The sequence below is a fragment of the Pseudomonas sp. lyk4-R2A-10 genome (assembly GCF_030209075.1).
GTDB lineage: Bacteria > Pseudomonadota > Gammaproteobacteria > Pseudomonadales > Pseudomonadaceae > Aquipseudomonas > Aquipseudomonas glycinae.
The window spans coordinates 217140-233983 of record NZ_JARVSR010000011.1 but is presented as its reverse complement, the minus strand read 5'-3'; the positions used below and the strand labels follow the sequence as shown (position 1 = coordinate 233983).

Here is a 16844-nt window from a genome sequence, read left to right as displayed (position 1 = left end):
TCTCTTTATGTATTACAACGAATACTTCTGCAAATTCCCCATCATTTCCTTCAGCGCCTCGATATTGTCCTTCGGATGCGCCGCACCTTCGAAATCACAGATCTGCTGCCAGTGCGCCGCGACGTCTTCCGGGGAAAACCCGACGCGTGGATCGAAGCCGGCGCCCAGGCTGCGCTCCCAGCGCACCTTGCCCATCCAGCCGCCGCCGACTTCGAACAGGCCCGAGGTTTCCTGGCACTGTTCACTGGCCAGGTACACCACCAGCGGGCTGACCAGTTCAGGCTTGAGTTGTTCGAACACTTGCGGCGGAATCAGGCCTTCGGTCATGCGGGTGCCGCCGGTGGGAGCGATGGCGTTGACCAGGATGTTGTTCTTGCGACCTTCGATGGCCAGGGTGCGGGTCAGGCCGTAGAGGCCGAGTTTGGCCATGCCGTAGTTGGACTGGCCGAAATTGCCGTAGATGCCCGAGGTCGAGGCGGTGAAGATCACCCGGCCGTAATTTTGCTCGCGCAGATGGGGCCAGGCGGCGCGGGTCACTTTATAGGCGCCTTCGACGTGGACGCGGTAGACCAGATCCCAGTCGGCGTCTTCCATTTTATGGAAGGTCTTGTCGCGCAGGATCCCGGCGTTGTTGACCACGACATCGACGCGACCGAACACGTCGAGGGCGTTCTGTACCAGTTTGTCGCCGTCGGTAACCGAATCGTGGTTGGCTTCGGCGATGCCGCCGGCCTCGCGGATTTCCGCCACCACGCGGTCGGCGGCCGAAGCGTTGGCGCCTTCGCCCTGAGTCGAGCCGCCGAGGTCGTTGACCAGCACTTTGGCGCCCTGTTTGGCGAACAGCAAAGCGTGAGCGCGTCCCAGGCCACCACCGGCTCCGGTGACGATCACGACTTTATCTTCGAAACGCACAGACTCATTCATCGGGGCAACTCCAGCAGACCTGAGGGACAGTGTCCCTGAGTGTCAGGCACAGAGCGTGCGGTCACAACGAACACGGCTGGGGCTGAATGGTGCGCGATAAGGCTGAAGGATGATGAAAACGTGCCGAGGCGCCAAGCGCGTTCGGCACGAACTCAGGAACACGCTACCTTGCGCGGAGGCAGCACGAAGTGATCGCGAAATTCGAGGTAGTGCCTGAGCACCTGCACCGGCGCTTCTATTTGCGGGTAGTGACCGATGCCCGGCAACTGCACCGTGTCGGCGTCAGGGATCAGCTCGCGATACCGTTCAACCATGTGCGCCCCGGAAATCGGATCGACTTCGCCATCGATCACCCGCAACGGCACCTCGCCACGCTGCATTGCCGCGACCCAGCGATCACGCTGAACCCGTCGTTCGGGAATGTAGTGAATCAGCTTGTGCATGACCCGTTGCCCGCGATTGCATTCGATCAGGCTCCAGAAATCATCCATCTCGCTTTCACTGGGCCGAGTGTCCGGGCCGAAAATCTGCTGGAAACTCTTCACCAGCGCATCGCGGGTGAATGCCCGGCCGATCATCCAGCCCAAAGGGCTTAGCAGCAGCTTTTGCGCCAGCAGCGGCCGATGGGTTTCCGGGAACAGACCACCGTTGAGGAATACGCAACTGGCGACCTCGATCCGATCTTCGTAATGCCGGGCCAGCAGTTCCTGGGCAACACTGTCGCCGTAGTCATGGGCCAGAATGTGCACCGGTTGTTCGACCTGCAGATGCGACAGCAAGGCCTGTTGCAGATCGGCCTGCTCCAGCAGGCTGTAGGTGTGATTCAGCGGTTTGGCCGAGTCGCCAAAGCCGAGCATGTCGCAGGCAATCACCCGGTAGCGCTGGGACAGCGGCTGCCACAGGTAATGCCAGTCCCAACTGGCCGTCGGAAAGCCGTGGATCAGCAGCAGCGGATCGCCCTGCCCGGCCGTCCAGTAGCGGATCGGCTGACCACGGAAGACAAACGTCTGGCTGCGCTTGCGCCAGACACTCAGAGGGATCTCGGCGAGAGGCATTAGAGTCTGTACCCCGGGTCTTGTTTATCGAGTTTGCGCAGCAGCGCCGGCCAGGCCAGCGCGCCCCCCATGCCTTGAGCACTTTTCGTGACGCCGGCAATCATTGCCTTGGCACCCGCCAGTATCTGCGGTTCGATGGCGATCAGTTCGGCCCCGCCGGTCTGCGCCATGACCTGAATGTCGCAGGCACGCTGGAAGGTGAACATCATCAGAAACGTGTCGGCGATGGTGCCGCCACAGGTCAGCAAACCGTGGTTGTGCAGCATCAGGAAATTGTTGTCACCCAGGTCCGCCTGCAACCGCGCTTTCTCTTCATGGTTGAGGGCCACCCCTTCATAGGCGTGAAAGGCCAGGCTCGACAGTACGAACAGCGATTGCTGACTGATCGGCAACACGCCCTGCTTCTGCGCCGACACCGCGACACCCGAAGCGGTGTGGGTGTGCAGCACGCAGGCCACGTCGTGCCGCACTTCGTGCACGGCGCTGTGGATGGTGTAGCCGGCGGGATTGATCTCGTAGGGGCTGTCCATGAGCTTGTTGCCGGCCTGGTCGACCTTCACCAGGCTCGAGGCGGTGATCTCATGGAACATCAGGCCGAACGGGTTAATCAGGAAATCTTCGGTGCCGGGGACCTTGGCGGAAATGTGCGTGAAGATCAGATCGTCCCAGCCATGCAGCGCGACCAGACGATAACAGGCGGCCAGATCGACCCGGGTCTGCCATTCCGCGGCACTGACCTGGTCTTTGACATTCACGGACGAGGGGACGGGGGCTACGCTCACTGTATGCACCTCTGCGTTCTTATTGTTTTTGCGTGTGTCAGCAGTCTAGTCAGCCCCGGACGGTCGCGTAGTTGCATTGGCAGCCAGCTTGATGACTGAACGAGTCAGCAACGCAAACAGCTTGGATCCATGTCAAAGCACCGCCGCCAACAAAGGCGCGGCGAACAGATTGAGCAACCCCGTCAGCACCATCACCAACCCCGCCACCGAACCTTCTTCGCCGCCCACTTCATGGGCCCGGCTGACCCCGGCACCGTGCGCACCGACGCCGAATAATGCACCGCGCGCCAGGGCGCTGCGCAAAGGCAGCCACTTGAGCAGCACACCACCGAGCATCGCGCCGAACACACCGGTGAACATCACGAACACCGCTGTCAGCTCAGGCACACCACCCAGGTCCTGCGCCAGCGGCATGGCGAACGGCGTGGTGATCGAACGCGGCACCAGCGACAGCGTCACCGAACTGTCCAGCGCCAGCGCTTTCGCGAGGCCGAACGAGGTGGCGATCGACGCCGCACTGCCAGCCAGCATGCCCAGCAGCAACGCTGACCAATGCCGCACCAGCAAACGCCGCTGTTGCCAGATCGGCACCGCAAACGCCACGGTGACCGGGCCCAGTACCAGCATCAGCCAATGGGTGTTGCTCGAATATTCGGCGTAAGCGGTGTGCAGCGGCACGGCAAGCGCCAGCAGCAACGCGGGGACCAGAATCAGTGGCGACAGCACGTAACGCCCGGTCCGGCGATACAGCCAGCGACTGAACAGGTAGGCCAGCAACGTGAACGCCAGCCAGAACATCGGCATCAGCTCAAGCTTCATGGGACCGCCTCAGGCGCACGGCCAGCTCTACTGCGAACGCGGTCACCAGCATCACCATCAACGTACTGGCGGCGATCACCAGCAGAATCCGCCAACCGTCGTCACGCAACAACGCGCCGTAATCCAGCAGGCTCATCAGCGCGGGAATGAAGAACAGCAGCATCTCGGCCATCAACAGGCCGGCGCCCATTTGCAGCGCCGCCGGTTTAATCCAGCCGAACGCAAAGCCCAGCAGCAATAGCGCCATGCCGATCACGCCGCCGGGAATCGGCCAGGCCAGCCACGCTGCGATCTGGCAGCCGAGCAGGTAAAAAGCGAGCAGCACGGCCAGTTCGGCCAGCAGGCGAGAGAGGTATTTAACGGTCGAGGCTTTCATCGGTGGGCTCCTTTCGGGTGCCTATTTTACGAAGCTGCCTGCCATCTCCGAAGCGAATTGTTAGACTCAAAGCCATTCCAATCTGGAATCGGGCCATGGAATTCAAACAGCTCAAAAGCTTTGTCGAAGTCATTCATCAAGGCGGCTTCACCCAAGCCGCGAAGACCCTGCACATCAGTCAGTCCGCCGTGAGCAAGCAGATCGCCCAGCTCGAACAGAGTCTCGGCACCCCGCTTCTCGAACGGCTCGGCTCGCAGATACGCCTGACCGCCGCCGGCAGTGTGGTGTTGCATCGGGCCGAAGGCATGCTGCGCTTGCGCAATGAATTGCTCAGCGAACTGGATGACCTCAGCCAACTGGCACGGGGCGAGTTACGTCTCGGGCTGCCCTTGCTGGGCAGCGATGCATTGTTTGCCGGGCTGTTTGCCGAATACCGACGGCGCTATCCGAACATCAGCGTGCAGTTGCTTGAAGGTGGCAGCCGCAATATCGAACAGGCGGTGCTCAGCGGGGAGCTGGAGTTGGGTGGCAGTCTGCTGCCGAAGGATCCGCAATTCGACTTTCAGCCGTTCTGTGATGAACCGCTGGATGCGCTGCTTCCGGTGGATCACCCGCTGGCGGCAAAAGGCGAAATCGGTCTGGAGGAACTGGCCGATACGCCGTTCCTTTTGTATCAGCGCAGTTTCGTGCTCAACGATCGTTTGCTTCAGGCGTGCCAGCAAATGGGCTTCACGCCGAAAGAAGGCGGGCGCAGTGGTCAGGCGGATTTTCTCGCGGCGCTGGTCGCCGCCGGGCAGGGCGTGGTGTTGCTGCCCAGCGTGGTGGCGCGCGGTCTGGTGCGGCCAGGCGTGGTGCGCCTGACCTTGAACGCGCCGGACTACCTGCGCTGGGACATCGCTTTCATCTGGCGCCGGGGCGCCTATCTGTCGAAGGCTGCGCAGGCCTGGCTGGCGCTGCTGCGTGAACGCGGGATCAGCCCTTGAGCGTGGCGATCAACTGTTGCAGCCAAGGCTCGGCGTCGGTTTCCGGGGTGACGCTTTCGCTGGCGTCGATGCGCAGCATGTCCTGCACCTCGCGTACGCCCAGTTCGCCGAACAACTCGCGCAGTTGCTCGCCGCCGCCGCAGAAAGTGTCGCCGTAACTGGCGTCACCCAAGGCGATTACCGCGCCGGGCAAGCCCCGCCAGGCCGCCGGTAACTGATCGCGAATGGCCGAATACAAAGGTTGCAGGTTATCCGGAAGCTCACCCATGCCGGTGGTCGAGGTCACGCCCAGCAGGGCTTCAGGGCCAAAAGCCTGGAGATCGGCAAGGCTGGCGCGCGAGTTGTAGAAGGTTTCAAAACCGGCGGCGTTCAACAGGCTCTGAGCGTGGCGAGCGACTTCTTCGGCCGTGCCGTACACCGAGCCGGAGAGGATGGCGACTTTCATCAATCTGATCCTGAAACTGAAAAAAAGAGCGCCGATAGTAACAGCCGGCGACGTCATGTTGCGATTGGCTCTCGATAAGCGCTGATGGCCAGTAGACAGCGCCGGGCGATCTTCTAGAATGCCTTCGGTCGATAACCTTGAAAGGATTCAAAGATGATCAATGCCAGTCTCATGCAAATGGTGATCAACGCGTCGAACGATGGAATCGTGGTGGCCGAACGGGAGGGTAAGGATGACAACATCCTGATTTACGTGAACCCGGCCTTCGAACGCCTGACCGGCTACACCAGCGAAGAAATCCTTTATCAGGATTGCCGTTTCCTGCAGTCGGGCGATCGCGATCAGGAGAACCTGGCCCTGATTCGCGATGCCCTGCGCAACAACGGCTCATGCCGGGAAATTCTGCGTAACTACCGCAAGGACGGCACGCCGTTCTGGAACGAGCTGTCTCTTTCAACGGTTAAAAATGTGGACGACGGGCAGACCTACTTCGTCGGCGTGCAAAAGGACGTCACCGTTCAGGTCAAGGCTCAGCAGCGGGTTGCGCAACTGGAAGCCCAGGTGGCGGCACTGGAAGCAGAACTTGCAGCCTTGAAAGCGACGAACGGCGCAAACAAAACTGCGAACTAAGTGTCAGTAACTACAATCACCAATGACTTTGTAATTATTCATTTCGAGTTAACCAATGCAGCGCGACGCCCTCCTCACTCAGGATGAGCTGGATTTCATCCAGACCATGCAACACAACCCGCAACTCAATGTGCGGGATGCGACGTCGAGCCTGCTGGTCAATGGTGGTTCGCAGATCCGTGACCTGCTAACGCGTCTGGCGGCCCATGAGCAAGTCACCATCCAGGCCAACTTCGAAAATCAGCAGATGACTTTCCCGCTGCATCTGGTGGAGGACGAATTTCACGCCCTGCACCTGCGCCTGGGTGTACCGAGCATCTATGAAGACGGGCCGATGGTGCGTCCATGGCGCCTGACTCTGGAAGAGCCAGTGGCACTGGAAAATGCCAAGGGCCAGCCAGGTACGTTGTGGGTGCACGAGGTTTCCCACAAGGGTGTGCTGCTGGAAGTGCGCAACAAGACCAAACCGCCGAAGCATTTTGCCTTGTGGTTCAGCCCCTCGGGCTACGAGCGGATCTCCCTGCGCGGGACGTTCGAGCGGGAAACCGAAAGCGGCTTTTACGCTTACGAGCTGAGCCAGAGCGATGCCGACGAAACCGAGCGTCTGCGCCAGTTCATTCTGCAACAGCATCGTCTGACCCACCCTGCCCTGCACACCTGATACTCAGGTATCCAGCGTCCCCGCCAGAAACTGATTCATTCGCTGGCGCATTGTCGAACCTTCATTGCCCAGACAGCCGACCGATGATCCCGCCAGGCTGTCCTGGGCCAGATCGGCCGCATCGCCCGCCAGCAGCAACTGACAATCCAGACTCAGCGCCAACCGGTTCAGCCGCCTTGGAAGCTCGGCAGTCGGTGCGTGATTGGAAAAAAGCACGAGGGCTTGAGGTTTGATCTTTTCGCACACCAGCGTCAGCTCATCGAACGGCTGACCGGTCGTGAGCACACGAACGCCCGCGTCATTGCCACTGAGGAACAGCGCCGCCACCAGCAATTCGAGCTCGCGACATTGACCGGCCAGCGCGCTGACAATTACCTTGCGCGGTTGCGAGCCACGCAGCACGACAATGCGCTGCAGCACCTTGGCTCTCAGAAAACCATCGAAGAACAACCACTCACTGGTTTGCCCGAATGCATCCTGACGCTGCAGCATTTGCAGCCACAGCGGCATCAGGATGTCCTGAAACACCACGGGCAAAGCATAGGAAGAGAAAATCTGACCGTAGACCCGATCAAGCAACTGATCGTCGAAAGTGCTGACCGCCTGCTTAACCTGCTCCTGCCACTGGATATAGTCCGCGTGCACCAGGTCATCGGGAATCAGATGAGCCAGCACCTTCATCGGCTCGGTCTTGGCCAGGATCTTGCCCACCTTGCTCACGGCAACACCCCGGTCGATCCAGTCGACGATGCTGCGAACACGCTCGATATCGGTCATCGAATACAGGCGATGCCCACTCTCGGTGCGCGTTGGCTGGATCAATCCGTATCGCCGCTCCCATGCGCGCAATGTCACCGGGTTCACCCCGGTCAGGCGCGCCACTTCACGTATAGGGAAAAGATCCTCGCGCTCCAGCGCAACAGATTCCTGCGAAGCAGGGCGAACGTCTGTGATCACAGGCATTGGTGCGGACACGTCCTTGTTGGCAAAGTTGGATCCATTCTACTCCTGATGCCCCATGAAGGTTCAAGCGATCAAATGGAACGAAAGTCTCGGGTTCGTCACGGAAATAAGGAATAATCCTTGCTTGTCAAAAAACGCAGCCCTCTACCCCGGCGCTGCGTCAGGCGAAACTCCTACCCGGAGCGACGCACATGCAATACGGAGATACACAATGTCTACTTCCCCCGTCACGCTGATGGTCGCGCGTCGTGTCGCCAATGGTCGTTATCAGGACCTGATCGCTTGGTTGCGAGAAGGCGAACAACTGGCCACCGACTTCCCCGGTTATCTCGGCTCCGGCGTACTGGCTCCGCCTCCCGGCGACGATGAATTCCAGATCATTTTCCGCTTCGTCGACGAACAGACCCTGCACGCCTGGGAACACTCGGCATCGCGCACTGCATGGTTGGCCCGCGGCAGCGATCTGTTCGCCCACCCGACGGAACATCGGGTCAGCGGGATCGAAGGCTGGTTCGGAGCCGCCGGGCATCGCCCGCCGCGCTGGAAACAAGCTGTGGCGATCTGGCTCGCGTTCTTCCCGGTGTCGCTGCTGTTCAATTTCGTGCTGGGCCCGCTGCTCGCGGAAATGAGCCTGTTGCCGAGGGTCTTCATCAGCACGCTGTGCTTGACCCCGTTGATGGTCTATTTTTTCATTCCGCTGTCGACCCGCCTGCTGGCCGGCTGGCTCAACCCGGCGCCTGCACGCCCGCTGCCTGCCGCACCCTCCACGCAAAATCGCTGAAACCGTCGCTCGCGTCGCTGTTATAGTTTTTGCTCTGACTTCGACGCGAGCCGTACATGACTTCTCCCACCGCTCCCATCCTTATCACCGGCGCCGGCCAGCGGGTCGGCCTGCATTGTGCGCAGCGTCTGCTGGAAGATGGTCATCGGGTGATCTTCACTTACCGCAGCGAACGGCCGGGTGTGAAGACCTTGCGGGATCTGGGCGCCCTAGGGCTGCACGCGGACTTTTCCAGCGAAGCTTCGATCCTCGCCTTCATCACCGAGCTGAAGTCACACACCGACAGCCTGCGCGCGATCGTGCACAACGCCTCGGAGTGGCTGGCGGAAACCGCTGACGGCGAAGCCGAAGCCTTCAGCCGCATGTTCAACATTCACATGCTGGCGCCGTACCTGATCAATCTGCATTGCGCTGAATTGCTGCAACGTTCGAGTCCTGCCGACATCATCCACATCAGCGATGACGTCACCCGCAAGGGCAGCAGCAAACACATCGGCTATTGCGCCAGCAAGGCCGGGCTCGACAGTCTCACGCTGTCCTTCGCCGCGCGCTACGCGCCGTCAATCAAGGTCAACGGCATCGCACCGGCCCTGCTATTGTTCAATCCCGACGACGACGCGGAGTACCGTGCCAAGGCGCTGGCCAAGTCCGCGCTGGGCATCGAACCCGGCAGCGAAGTGATTTATCAGAGCCTGCGTTATCTGCTCGACAACCCGTATGTCACCGGCACCACCCTGACCGTCAACGGCGGGCGGCACGTCAAGTAATACGCCCCCGCGAGGATGCTCCATGACCCGTTCCCTGCCCGAGAATTACCGCGAGATCCTGATCGGCCTCGGTGAAGATCCCGACCGTGAAGGCTTGCTCGACACACCGGTGCGCGCGGCCAAGGCCATGCAGTATCTGTGTCACGGCTACGAACAGAGCGTCGACGAGATCGTCAATGGCGCGCTGTTTGCCTCCGACAGCGACGAGATGATCATCGTCGCCGACATCGAGCTCTATTCGTTGTGCGAACATCACCTGCTGCCCTTCATCGGCAAGGCCCATGTGGCTTATATTCCGACGGGCAAGGTGCTGGGGCTGTCGAAGATCGCGCGGCTGGTGGACATGTTCGCCCGCCGCCTGCAGATCCAGGAAAACCTCACCCGCCAGATCGCCGAGGCGGTCCGGCAAGTCACCGATGCCGCCGGTGTCGCGGTGGTCATCGAAGCCCGGCACATGTGCATGATGATGCGCGGTGTCGAGAAACAGAATTCGACCATGAACACCTCGGTCATGCTCGGCGCCTTCCGCGAGTCGAGCAACACCCGTCAGGAGTTCCTGCAATTGATTGGACGGAGCAAGTAAATGCCACAACTTCAACCGGGAATGGCGCGCATCCGGGTCAAGGATCTGCGCCTGCGCACCTTTATCGGGATCAACGAGGACGAAATCCTCAACAAGCAGGATGTGCTGATCAACCTGACCATCCTGTACGCCGCACAGGAAGCGGTGCGTGACAACGACATCGACCACGCGCTGAACTACCGCACCATCACCAAGGCGATCATCGCCCACGTGGAGGGCAACCGTTTTGCCCTGCTCGAACGCCTGACCCAGGAGCTGCTGGATCTGGTAATGGCCAACGAATCGGTGCTGTACGCCGAAGTCGAAGTCGACAAGCCGCATGCCTTGCGATTTGCCGAATCGGTGTCGATCACCCTCGCGGCCAGCCGCTGAACGTGTCTGGCGCTCCGGGCGTCAGACTTTTATCATCCGCGCCACGATTTGACTGCACAGAGCCCATCATGACCGAGCAACAACGCCTCGAACTCGAAGCCGCCGCCTTCCGCCGGCTGGTCGCCCACCTGGACAGCCGCAAGGACGTGCAGAACATCGACCTGATGAACCTCGCCGGGTTCTGCCGCAACTGCCTGTCCAAGTGGTACAAGGCCGAGGCTGACGAGCGCCGGATCGAGGTCAGCCTCGACGATGCCCGTGAAGTGGTTTACGGCATGCCGTACGCCGACTGGAAAGCCCAATATCAGCAAGAAGCCAGCGCCGAACAACAAGCGGCGTTCGCCAAAGGAAAACCCCATGAGTGATCTGAACACCCTGCGCGCCAGCCTCAAGAGCGGCGAACACGTTTTTGCCGACACCCTGTCGTTCATCGCCGCCGGTTACGACTACCAGCCGCAGGCGTTCAACAACGGCGGCGTGGAAAACGCCGCCGGGCAGAACGAAGGTTCGTGCAAGACCTTGGGTCTGGCGTTGCTGGAAGGCTTGAGCGATGAAGAAGCACTGCTGGCGTTCGGCGAGCACTACCGCTCGGTCGTGGCAACACCTGAAGGCAGCGATCACGGCAATATCCGTGCGCTGATCCAGCACGGTCTGGCGGGCGTGAAATTCGAAGCGCAACCGCTGACCCGCCGCTGATTCCCCAGCGAATCGCAGGCATGAAAAAACCGGCCAATTGGCCGGTTTTTTCGTTTCTGCGATCTTAGAACGAAGCGTTCTGCAAACCGTCCAGGTAACGCTCGGTGTCCAGTGCCGCCATGCAGCCGGCGCCGGCCGAGGTGATGGCCTGACGGTAAACGTGGTCGGCCACGTCGCCGGCAGCGAAGATGCCTTCGACGCTGGTCGCAGTGGCGTTACCTTCACGGCCACCCTGAACGACCAAGTAGCCGTCTTTCAATTCCAGCTGACCTTCGAACAGCGAGGTGTTCGGAGTGTGGCCGATCGCGATGAACACGCCGTCGACCTTGATTTCGTCGAAGCTGCCGTCGTTGTTCTTCAGGCGCGCACCGGTCACGCCCATGTTGTCGCCCAGCACTTCGTCCAGGGTCGCGTTCAGTTTCAGCTCGATCTTGCCTTCGGCCACACGGGCGTTGAGCTTGTCGATCAGGATCTTCTCGGCGCGGAAGGTTTCGCGACGGTGGATCAGGGTGACCTTGCTGGCGATATTGGCCAGGTACAGGGCTTCCTCGACAGCGGTGTTGCCGCCACCGACCACGGCCACCGGCTTGTTGCGATAGAAGAAACCGTCGCAGGTCGCACAGGCGGAAACGCCTTTGCCCATGAACGCTTCTTCCGACGGCAGGCCCAGGTAACGAGCGCTGGCGCCAGTGGCGATGATCAGCGCGTCGCAGGTGTAGGTGCCGCTGTCGCCGGTCAGGCTGTATGGCTTGGAAGCGAAGTCCACAGCATTGATGTGATCGAACACGATCTCGGTTTCAAAACGCTCGGCGTGCTCGCGCATGCGCTCCATCAGCACCGGGCCGGTCAGACCATGGACGTCGCCCGGCCAGTTGTCGACTTCGGTGGTGGTGGTCAGTTGACCGCCGGCCTGCATGCCGGTGATCAGCAGCGGCTTGAGGTTGGCGCGGGCAGCGTAGACGGCAGCGCTGTAACCGGCAGGGCCGGAACCGAGGATGATCACTCGCGAATGACGGACTTCAGACATGAACCTGCTCCTGTTGACCGGCCAAGACACCTGGCCGGACGCCGGACTGCCGGCGGGAATAAAAAAGGACTGTGGATAACCTTGGGGAAGGCGTGAGCTCGACAGTCCTGTAAAAAGTTGGGTGCAGCGTATCGAGGGGGGCAAGATTAAGGAAATACGGTTTAACAATCCAGCTCATAGGTGGTCTCTATGCCGACACACTGACGAGACGGACGTCTTTGTTACAGTGAATGTCGATCTCGCCGCCGCGCTTTCACAGGTTCTGCAAAGTCGGTAAGGTCGGCGCGTTTTCCCTTGTTCGGAGCACCTTATGCCCGCCCCTGTTCTGTCCGGCCCGCAATACCTGCGCGAAGGCCTCAAACTGGTCTTGAGCCCGGGCCTGCGCCTGTTCGTGCTGCTGCCGCTGGCCATCAACCTGGTGCTGTTCGTCGGATTGATCTATCTGGCCGGCCACCAGTTCAGCCTGTGGGTTGATACGCTGATGCCGTCGCTGCCCGAATGGCTGAGCTTTCTCAGTTACATCCTGTGGCCACTGTTCGTGGTACTGGTGGCATTGATGGTGTTCTTCACCTTCACCATGCTGGCCAACGTGATCGCTGCGCCCCTCAACGGCTTCCTCGCGGAAAAAGTCGAAGTCGTAGTACGCGGCACCGACGACTTCCCGGCCTTCAGCTGGGGCGAACTGATCGCGATGATCCCGCGCACCCTGGCCCGGGAAATGCGCAAGCTCGGTTATTTCCTGCCCCGGGCGATCGGCCTGTTCATCCTCTCGTTCATCCCGGTGGTGAACATCGTCGCCGCACCGCTGTGGCTGCTGTTCGGGGTGTGGATGATGGCGATCCAGTACATCGACTACCCGGCGGACAACCACAAACTGGGCTGGAACGAAATGCTCGCCTGGCTGCGCCAGAAGCGCTGGCAGAGCATGAGCTTTGGCGGGATCGTTTATCTGGTGTTGCTGATTCCGGTGGTCAATATCCTGATGATGCCGGCCGCGGTGGCCGGGGCTACATTGTTCTGGGTCCGCGAACGCGGGGCCGAGAATCTGGTGACGCAACGCTGAGGCCGCGTCACAAATCCATCATCCGAACGTCACAACCGCGACATGGCCTCAGCCGACACTGAGGTCATGACGACAGCTCTACATATCACCCTCATCAGCGAAACCTTCCCACCGGAAATCAACGGCGTGGCCAATACCCTTGGCCGTTTGTGCGACGGTTTGCGCGCACGCGGGCATCGGGTGGAACTGGTCCGACCGCGTCAGGCTGACGATCCGCAGCGCACTGAAGACGACTCGCTGCTGTTGTGCCGGGGCTGGCCGTTGCCGGGTTATCCGGGGTTGCAATGGGGTCAGTCGTCGATGCACAAACTGTTGCGGCGCTGGACCCGCCAGCGCCCGGATGTGCTCTATATCGCCACCGAAGGTCCGCTCGGGCTGTCGGCATTGCGCGCAGCACGGCATCTGGGGATTGCCGTGGTCAGCGGATTTCATACCAATTTTCAGCAATACACCCACCAGTACGGGCTGGGATTGCTGACCCGTTTGCTCACCCATTACCTGCGCTGGTTTCACAACCGTTCGGCGCTAACGCTGGTTCCGAGCGTCAGCCAGCGCCTGGAACTGGAGCGTCGGCACTTTGAACGCCTGGCGCTTCTGTCGCGGGGTGTCGACAGTCAGTTGTTTCACCCGGCGAAACGCCTGAATGCCTTGCGTGAGCAATGGGGTCTCGGCGAGCAGGACATTGCGGTCATTCACGTAGGACGCCTGGCGCCGGAGAAGAACCTCGGCCTGCTCAAGCGCAGTTTCGACAAGCTCGCCGGCACTTATCCACAACGCAATCTGAAGCTGATCGTGGTCGGCGACGGGCCGCAACGGTTGGCACTGGAAAAGGAACTGCCCAAGGCAGTTTTTTGCGGCTCGCAACGGGGCGAAGCACTGGCGGCGCACTATGCGTCGGGGGATGTGTTTCTGTTTCCGAGCCTGACCGAAACCTTCGGCAACGTCGTGCTGGAAGCGCTGGCTTCGGGCCTTGGGGTGGTGGCTTACGATCAGGCTGCGGCGGCCCAGCATATTCGCCATGGCTACAACGGCGTGCTGGCGATGCCCGGGGATGAAGAGGCGTTCTGCGAGGCAGCGGTGTGGGTGCTGGAAGAGGATGAAAGGCTGCGCTGCGTACGCCTGAACGCACGCCAACACGCCAGCCGCCAGGGTTGGGCAGCTATCGTCGAACAATTTGAAAACCATTTGCTGGGGGCTTGCCGCGACCTGCGCGACAAGCCTCCCACGACGATCAAACCAGCGTCATCAACGCCTCACGGCTGAACGGCAGAATGTCCTGCTCGCGGCCTTCGCGCACTTTCTGCGCCCAGTCCGGATCGACCAGCAGCGCACGCCCCACCGCCACCAGATCGAATTCTTCGTTGTTCAGACGCTCCAGCAGTTTTTCCAGACTGGCCGGTTGCGCGACCTTGTCGGTGTTGACCATGAACTGCAGGAACTCGCCATCGAGGCCGACGCTGCCGACGGTGATGGTCGGTTTGCCCGTCAGTTTGCGTGTCCAGCCGGCCAGGTTCAGGTCGGAACCGTCGAATTCCGGCTCCCAGAAACGCCGCGTGGAGCAGTGGAAAATGTCCACGCCTGCGTCGGACAACGGCTTGAGGAATTCGCCCAGCGCTTCGGCGGTTTGCACCAGACGCGCGGTGTAGTCCTGCTGTTTCCACTGCGAGAAGCGGAAGATGATCGGGAAGCCTTCGCCAACAGCGGCGCGTACGGCCTGGATCAGCTCGATGGCGAAACGCGAACGGTTGGCCAGGCTGCCACCGTATTCGTCAGTGCGCTGATTGCTGCCTTCCCAGAAGAACTGGTCGATCAGGTAACCGTGGGCGCCGTGGATTTCCACGCCGTCCATGCCGATGCTTTGGGCATCTTTCGCCGCTTGGGCGAAGGCTGCGATCACGTCCTGGATGTCCTGTTTGGTCATGCCGTGTACGACGACCTGACCGTCCTTGAGTTTTTCCGACGGGCCGTAACCCGGCACGCTCGCATCCGGCTCGGTGCCCAGACGGCGCACATTGCCGACGTGCCACAGCTGCGGAACGATCTTGCCGCCTTCGGCGTGTACCGCCTCGACGACTTTTTTCCAGCCGGCCAACGCCGCTTCACCGTAGAAGTGCGGCACGTTCGGGTAACCGTTGGAAGCCTGGTGGCCAACGGTGGTGCCTTCAGTGATGATCAGGCCGACACCGGCCGCCGCACGACGACGGTAGTATTCGATCACTTTGGAATTGGGTACGCCACCCGGGGAAAACGAACGGGTCATCGGCGCCATGACCACGCGGGTCGGCAGTTCGAGGGCACCGAGCTGGAACGGTTTGAACAGGGCTTGCACGGGCATGGGAGGCTCCACGAAAAGGTTATCGACGGGCATGCGATTCATATGACGGCGATAATATGTTTAGTTCCACCCAGCTGCTAGCACTATTGATCTGAATGATTAAGGGTCAAAAGGCAGGCGAAAAAAATCGCAGCTCGAGGGCTGCGATTTTGGTGTTTCAGCTCAGGGCTTTTTCAATCGCCGTAATCACCGAAGGATCATCCGGCGCCGTGCGCGGCGAGAACCGGGCCAGTACCCGACCGTCCTTGCCGAGCAGGAATTTCTCGAAATTCCAGGTGATGTCACCGGGAAACTCCGCGCCCTCGCCCGCCAGCAGACGGTACAGCTGATGACGGTCGTGGCCATTGACTTCGAGCTTTTTCGACAACGGAAAACTCACGCCATAGTTGAGGCTGCAGAATTCCTGGATCTCCTGCTCACTGCCCGGTTCCTGACCGGCAAACTGGTTGCACGGCAGGCCCAGCACACTGAAGCCTTTGCCTTTGTATTGCTGATAAAGGTTTTCCAGGGCCGCGTACTGTGGGGTCAAGCCGCATTTGGAGGCGACGTTGACCACCAGCACGACTTGGCCCTTGAAGGGTGCCAGCGGTAGCTCCTGACCATCCAGGGCTGTCAACTTAAGGTCGTGAAAAGCACTCATGACGAACTCCAGATTCCCGTGTTCTACTCGAAACAGCCACTTGGCGAGGCCACCAAGGACAGCCGCGGACTAAAAAGGCGCCCTCGGGCGCCTCTCCAGTACTCGAAAGCTTAGCGCAGAAAATCAGTGGTGATGGCCACCTTCGCCATGGACGTGACCATGAGCGATTTCTTCCTGGCTGGCGTCACGGATGGCAACGACTTTCACTTTGAAGTTCAGGCGCTGACCGGCCAGCGGGTGGTTGCCGTCGACGGTGACGTCGTCGCCGTCCAGGTCACGAATGGTGACGATCTGCATCTGGCCGTCCGGCGCCGAAGCGTGGAACTGCATGCCGACTTCCAGCTCGTCAACGCCTTCGAACATGCTGCGGCTCAGGGTGCTGACCAGTTCAGCGGCGTATTCGCCGTAGGCATCTTCCGGCTCGACGGAAACTTCCAGATCGTTGCCGACTTCTTTACCTTCCAGGGCTTTTTCCAGGCCCGGGATGATGTTGCCTGCGCCATGCAGGTAGACCAGCGGAGCGCCGCCGGCGGAGCTGTCGATGACCTCACCAGCGTCGTTGGTCAGGGTATAGTCGATGGAGACAGCCTTATTGGCGGCGATCAGCATGGGGCGAGACCTTTTGCATAAGAATGAAGAACGGACAAGTCTAAACAAGGATTTGCCCGAAAGCGAACAGAACCCGGACAGACGGGATCGATTGGCGCCCGTGACCGTCACCGGATTCCATCAGGACGAGGACGGCCACTGGGTCGCCGAGCTGTCCTGCGGCCACACCCAGCACCTGCGCCACCTCCCGCCCTGGCAGTCCAGGGCATGGGTCCTGGACGCAACGCAACGTATTGAAAAAATAGGCCAACCCTTTGCTTGCGGTTGGTGCGCTCAAGGCTCGGTTAGCGATAACCTTGGCGACTGAATTGCGGCAGATCGGCACACAGAGAC

At 60.5% G+C, this 16844-nt stretch carries 23 protein-coding genes; 12 read left to right on the top strand and 11 right to left on the bottom strand.

The window, feature by feature from the left end; genetic code table 11:
• Window positions 1–12: 12 nt before the first annotated feature.
• From QRN46_RS18190 to QRN46_RS18170, 5 genes are all read right to left on the bottom strand, one after another.
• Window positions 13–924: an SDR family oxidoreductase gene (locus QRN46_RS18190; RefSeq protein WP_011332507.1), complete on the bottom strand. Its 912-nt coding sequence runs from the start codon at window positions 922–924 to the stop codon at window positions 13–15.
• A gap of 152 nt (window positions 925–1076) precedes the next feature.
• Window positions 1077–1979 (bottom strand): alpha/beta fold hydrolase, encoded by a 903-nt coding sequence (locus QRN46_RS18185; RefSeq protein ID WP_285356341.1) that lies wholly within the window; start codon window positions 1977–1979, stop codon window positions 1077–1079.
• Entirely contained in the window at window positions 1979–2761 is a 783-nt protein-coding gene (locus tag QRN46_RS18180; RefSeq protein ID WP_039769359.1) for a class II aldolase/adducin family protein, read from the bottom strand. The genes QRN46_RS18185 and QRN46_RS18180 overlap by 1 nt, the downstream gene beginning before the upstream one ends.
• 132 nt (window positions 2762–2893) lie before the next feature.
• Window positions 2894–3580 carry an LrgB family protein gene (locus QRN46_RS18175; RefSeq protein ID WP_011332505.1) on the bottom strand — a complete coding sequence of 229 codons (687 nt, stop codon included), beginning with the start codon at window positions 3578–3580 and terminating at the stop codon, window positions 2894–2896.
• Window positions 3570–3956, bottom strand: coding sequence for a CidA/LrgA family protein (locus QRN46_RS18170; RefSeq protein ID WP_221615059.1), 387 nt, complete (start codon window positions 3954–3956; stop codon window positions 3570–3572). Before QRN46_RS18170 ends, QRN46_RS18175 begins: the two co-directional genes overlap by 11 nt.
• Window positions 3957–4051: 95 nt before the next feature.
• Between QRN46_RS18170 and QRN46_RS18165 the strand changes: the two genes are divergently transcribed.
• Window positions 4052–4939, top strand: coding sequence for a LysR family transcriptional regulator (locus QRN46_RS18165; RefSeq protein ID WP_064382504.1), 888 nt, complete (start codon window positions 4052–4054; stop codon window positions 4937–4939).
• Here the strand turns inward: QRN46_RS18165 and QRN46_RS18160 are convergent.
• Window positions 4929–5384: a flavodoxin gene (locus tag QRN46_RS18160; protein ID WP_064382505.1), complete on the bottom strand. Its 456-nt coding sequence runs from the start codon at window positions 5382–5384 to the stop codon at window positions 4929–4931. The genes QRN46_RS18165 and QRN46_RS18160 overlap by 11 nt on opposite strands.
• 153 nt (window positions 5385–5537) lie before the next feature.
• On the opposite strand from QRN46_RS18160, the gene QRN46_RS18155 reads away from it, so the two are divergent.
• Window positions 5538–6014 carry a PAS domain-containing protein gene (locus QRN46_RS18155; protein WP_011332501.1) on the top strand — a complete coding sequence of 159 codons (477 nt, stop codon included), beginning with the start codon at window positions 5538–5540 and terminating at the stop codon, window positions 6012–6014.
• Window positions 6015–6069: 55 nt separating this feature from the next.
• On the top strand, window positions 6070–6675 hold the full coding sequence (locus QRN46_RS18150) for a hypothetical protein (protein ID WP_007957217.1): 606 nt from the start codon (window positions 6070–6072) through the stop codon (window positions 6673–6675).
• Window positions 6676–6678: 3 nt separating this feature from the next.
• On the opposite strand, the gene QRN46_RS18145 is transcribed toward QRN46_RS18150, so the two are convergent.
• The gene (locus QRN46_RS18145; protein ID WP_011332500.1) at window positions 6679–7638 is read right to left on the bottom strand and encodes a MerR family transcriptional regulator; all 960 of its coding nucleotides are present in this window, start codon (window positions 7636–7638) and stop codon (window positions 6679–6681) included.
• A 211-nt stretch (window positions 7639–7849) separates the two neighbouring features.
• Between QRN46_RS18145 and QRN46_RS18140 the strand changes: the two genes are divergently transcribed.
• The 6 genes from QRN46_RS18140 to QRN46_RS18115 all read left to right on the top strand — a co-directional run bounded on the left by QRN46_RS18140 (window position 7850) and on the right by QRN46_RS18115 (window position 10837).
• Window positions 7850–8419 carry an antibiotic biosynthesis monooxygenase gene (locus QRN46_RS18140; protein ID WP_011332499.1) on the top strand — a complete coding sequence of 190 codons (570 nt, stop codon included), beginning with the start codon at window positions 7850–7852 and terminating at the stop codon, window positions 8417–8419.
• Between the two features lie 56 nt (window positions 8420–8475).
• Window positions 8476–9186 (top strand): dihydromonapterin reductase, encoded by a 711-nt coding sequence (folM, locus tag QRN46_RS18135; protein WP_011332498.1) that lies wholly within the window; start codon window positions 8476–8478, stop codon window positions 9184–9186.
• Window positions 9187–9208: 22 nt separating this feature from the next.
• Window positions 9209–9769, top strand: coding sequence for a GTP cyclohydrolase I FolE (gene folE, locus QRN46_RS18130; protein WP_011332497.1), 561 nt, complete (start codon window positions 9209–9211; stop codon window positions 9767–9769).
• Window positions 9770–10141 (top strand): dihydroneopterin triphosphate 2'-epimerase, encoded by a 372-nt coding sequence (folX, locus tag QRN46_RS18125; RefSeq protein WP_007957207.1) that lies wholly within the window; start codon window positions 9770–9772, stop codon window positions 10139–10141.
• A gap of 68 nt (window positions 10142–10209) precedes the next feature.
• Window positions 10210–10506, top strand: a complete 297-nt coding sequence (locus tag QRN46_RS18120) for a DUF1244 domain-containing protein (protein ID WP_064593416.1) — start codon at window positions 10210–10212, stop codon at window positions 10504–10506.
• Complete coding sequence (locus QRN46_RS18115; protein WP_011332495.1) at window positions 10499–10837, top strand: HopJ type III effector protein; 339 nt, start codon at window positions 10499–10501, stop codon at window positions 10835–10837. The genes QRN46_RS18120 and QRN46_RS18115 overlap by 8 nt, the downstream gene beginning before the upstream one ends.
• 64 nt (window positions 10838–10901) lie before the next feature.
• Here the strand turns inward: QRN46_RS18115 and trxB are convergent, their stop codons facing one another.
• Window positions 10902–11864: a thioredoxin-disulfide reductase gene (trxB, locus tag QRN46_RS18110; RefSeq protein ID WP_039769336.1), complete on the bottom strand. Its 963-nt coding sequence runs from the start codon at window positions 11862–11864 to the stop codon at window positions 10902–10904.
• Between the two features lie 310 nt (window positions 11865–12174).
• Here trxB and cysZ point away from each other — a divergent pair, with 310 nt between their 5' ends.
• Window positions 12175–12927, top strand: coding sequence for a sulfate transporter CysZ (cysZ, locus tag QRN46_RS18105; RefSeq protein WP_221615052.1), 753 nt, complete (start codon window positions 12175–12177; stop codon window positions 12925–12927).
• A gap of 42 nt (window positions 12928–12969) precedes the next feature.
• Window positions 12970–14190: a glycosyltransferase family 4 protein gene (locus QRN46_RS18100; RefSeq protein ID WP_221615051.1), complete on the top strand. Its 1221-nt coding sequence runs from the start codon at window positions 12970–12972 to the stop codon at window positions 14188–14190.
• On the opposite strand, the gene QRN46_RS18095 is transcribed toward QRN46_RS18100, so the two are convergent.
• The 3 genes from QRN46_RS18095 to QRN46_RS18085 form a co-directional block, all read right to left on the bottom strand.
• Window positions 14159–15262 carry an NADH:flavin oxidoreductase gene (locus tag QRN46_RS18095; protein WP_221615050.1) on the bottom strand — a complete coding sequence of 368 codons (1104 nt, stop codon included), beginning with the start codon at window positions 15260–15262 and terminating at the stop codon, window positions 14159–14161. The two genes, QRN46_RS18100 and QRN46_RS18095, sit on opposite strands and share 32 nt — an antisense overlap.
• Window positions 15263–15419: 157 nt before the next feature.
• Window positions 15420–15902 carry a glutathione peroxidase gene (locus tag QRN46_RS18090; RefSeq protein ID WP_007959082.1) on the bottom strand — a complete coding sequence of 161 codons (483 nt, stop codon included), beginning with the start codon at window positions 15900–15902 and terminating at the stop codon, window positions 15420–15422.
• A gap of 123 nt (window positions 15903–16025) precedes the next feature.
• Window positions 16026–16511 (bottom strand): FKBP-type peptidyl-prolyl cis-trans isomerase, encoded by a 486-nt coding sequence (locus QRN46_RS18085; RefSeq protein ID WP_011332490.1) that lies wholly within the window; start codon window positions 16509–16511, stop codon window positions 16026–16028.
• On the opposite strand from QRN46_RS18085, the gene QRN46_RS18080 reads away from it, so the two are divergent.
• Window positions 16510–16818, top strand: a complete 309-nt coding sequence (locus QRN46_RS18080) for a DUF3565 domain-containing protein (RefSeq protein WP_080511033.1) — start codon at window positions 16510–16512, stop codon at window positions 16816–16818. The genes QRN46_RS18085 and QRN46_RS18080 overlap by 2 nt on opposite strands.
• Window positions 16819–16844: the final 26 nt, after the last annotated feature.

Bases quoted from the DNA above. Each gene is read 5' to 3' on its own strand.
- QRN46_RS18175 (WP_011332505.1), bottom strand. From the start codon at position 3,580: ATGAAGCTTGAGCTGATGCCGATGTTCTGGCTGGCGTTCACGTTGCTG.
- QRN46_RS18160 (WP_064382505.1), bottom strand. From the start codon at position 5,384: ATGAAAGTCGCCATCCTCTCCGGCTCGGTGTACGGCACGGCCGAAGAA.
- QRN46_RS18170 (WP_221615059.1), bottom strand. From the start codon at position 3,956: ATGAAAGCCTCGACCGTTAAATACCTCTCTCGCCTGCTGGCCGAACTG.
- QRN46_RS18115 (WP_011332495.1), top strand. From the start codon at position 10,499: ATGAGTGATCTGAACACCCTGCGCGCCAGCCTCAAGAGCGGCGAACAC.
- QRN46_RS18080 (WP_080511033.1), top strand. From the start codon at position 16,510: ATGGGGCGAGACCTTTTGCATAAGAATGAAGAACGGACAAGTCTAAAC.
- trxB (WP_039769336.1), bottom strand. From the start codon at position 11,864: ATGTCTGAAGTCCGTCATTCGCGAGTGATCATCCTCGGTTCCGGCCCT.
- QRN46_RS18120 (WP_064593416.1), top strand. From the start codon at position 10,210: ATGACCGAGCAACAACGCCTCGAACTCGAAGCCGCCGCCTTCCGCCGG.
- QRN46_RS18085 (WP_011332490.1), bottom strand. From the start codon at position 16,511: ATGCTGATCGCCGCCAATAAGGCTGTCTCCATCGACTATACCCTGACC.
- QRN46_RS18145 (WP_011332500.1), bottom strand. From the start codon at position 7,638: ATGCCTGTGATCACAGACGTTCGCCCTGCTTCGCAGGAATCTGTTGCG.
- folX (WP_007957207.1), top strand. From the start codon at position 9,770: ATGCCACAACTTCAACCGGGAATGGCGCGCATCCGGGTCAAGGATCTG.
- QRN46_RS18150 (WP_007957217.1), top strand. From the start codon at position 6,070: ATGCAGCGCGACGCCCTCCTCACTCAGGATGAGCTGGATTTCATCCAG.
- QRN46_RS18095 (WP_221615050.1), bottom strand. From the start codon at position 15,262: ATGCCCGTGCAAGCCCTGTTCAAACCGTTCCAGCTCGGTGCCCTCGAA.
- folE (WP_011332497.1), top strand. From the start codon at position 9,209: ATGACCCGTTCCCTGCCCGAGAATTACCGCGAGATCCTGATCGGCCTC.
- QRN46_RS18155 (WP_011332501.1), top strand. From the start codon at position 5,538: ATGATCAATGCCAGTCTCATGCAAATGGTGATCAACGCGTCGAACGAT.
- folM (WP_011332498.1), top strand. From the start codon at position 8,476: ATGACTTCTCCCACCGCTCCCATCCTTATCACCGGCGCCGGCCAGCGG.
- QRN46_RS18190 (WP_011332507.1), bottom strand. From the start codon at position 924: ATGAATGAGTCTGTGCGTTTCGAAGATAAAGTCGTGATCGTCACCGGA.
- QRN46_RS18165 (WP_064382504.1), top strand. From the start codon at position 4,052: ATGGAATTCAAACAGCTCAAAAGCTTTGTCGAAGTCATTCATCAAGGC.
- QRN46_RS18100 (WP_221615051.1), top strand. From the start codon at position 12,970: ATGGCCTCAGCCGACACTGAGGTCATGACGACAGCTCTACATATCACC.
- cysZ (WP_221615052.1), top strand. From the start codon at position 12,175: ATGCCCGCCCCTGTTCTGTCCGGCCCGCAATACCTGCGCGAAGGCCTC.
- QRN46_RS18140 (WP_011332499.1), top strand. From the start codon at position 7,850: ATGTCTACTTCCCCCGTCACGCTGATGGTCGCGCGTCGTGTCGCCAAT.
- QRN46_RS18090 (WP_007959082.1), bottom strand. From the start codon at position 15,902: ATGAGTGCTTTTCACGACCTTAAGTTGACAGCCCTGGATGGTCAGGAG.
- QRN46_RS18185 (WP_285356341.1), bottom strand. From the start codon at position 1,979: ATGCCTCTCGCCGAGATCCCTCTGAGTGTCTGGCGCAAGCGCAGCCAG.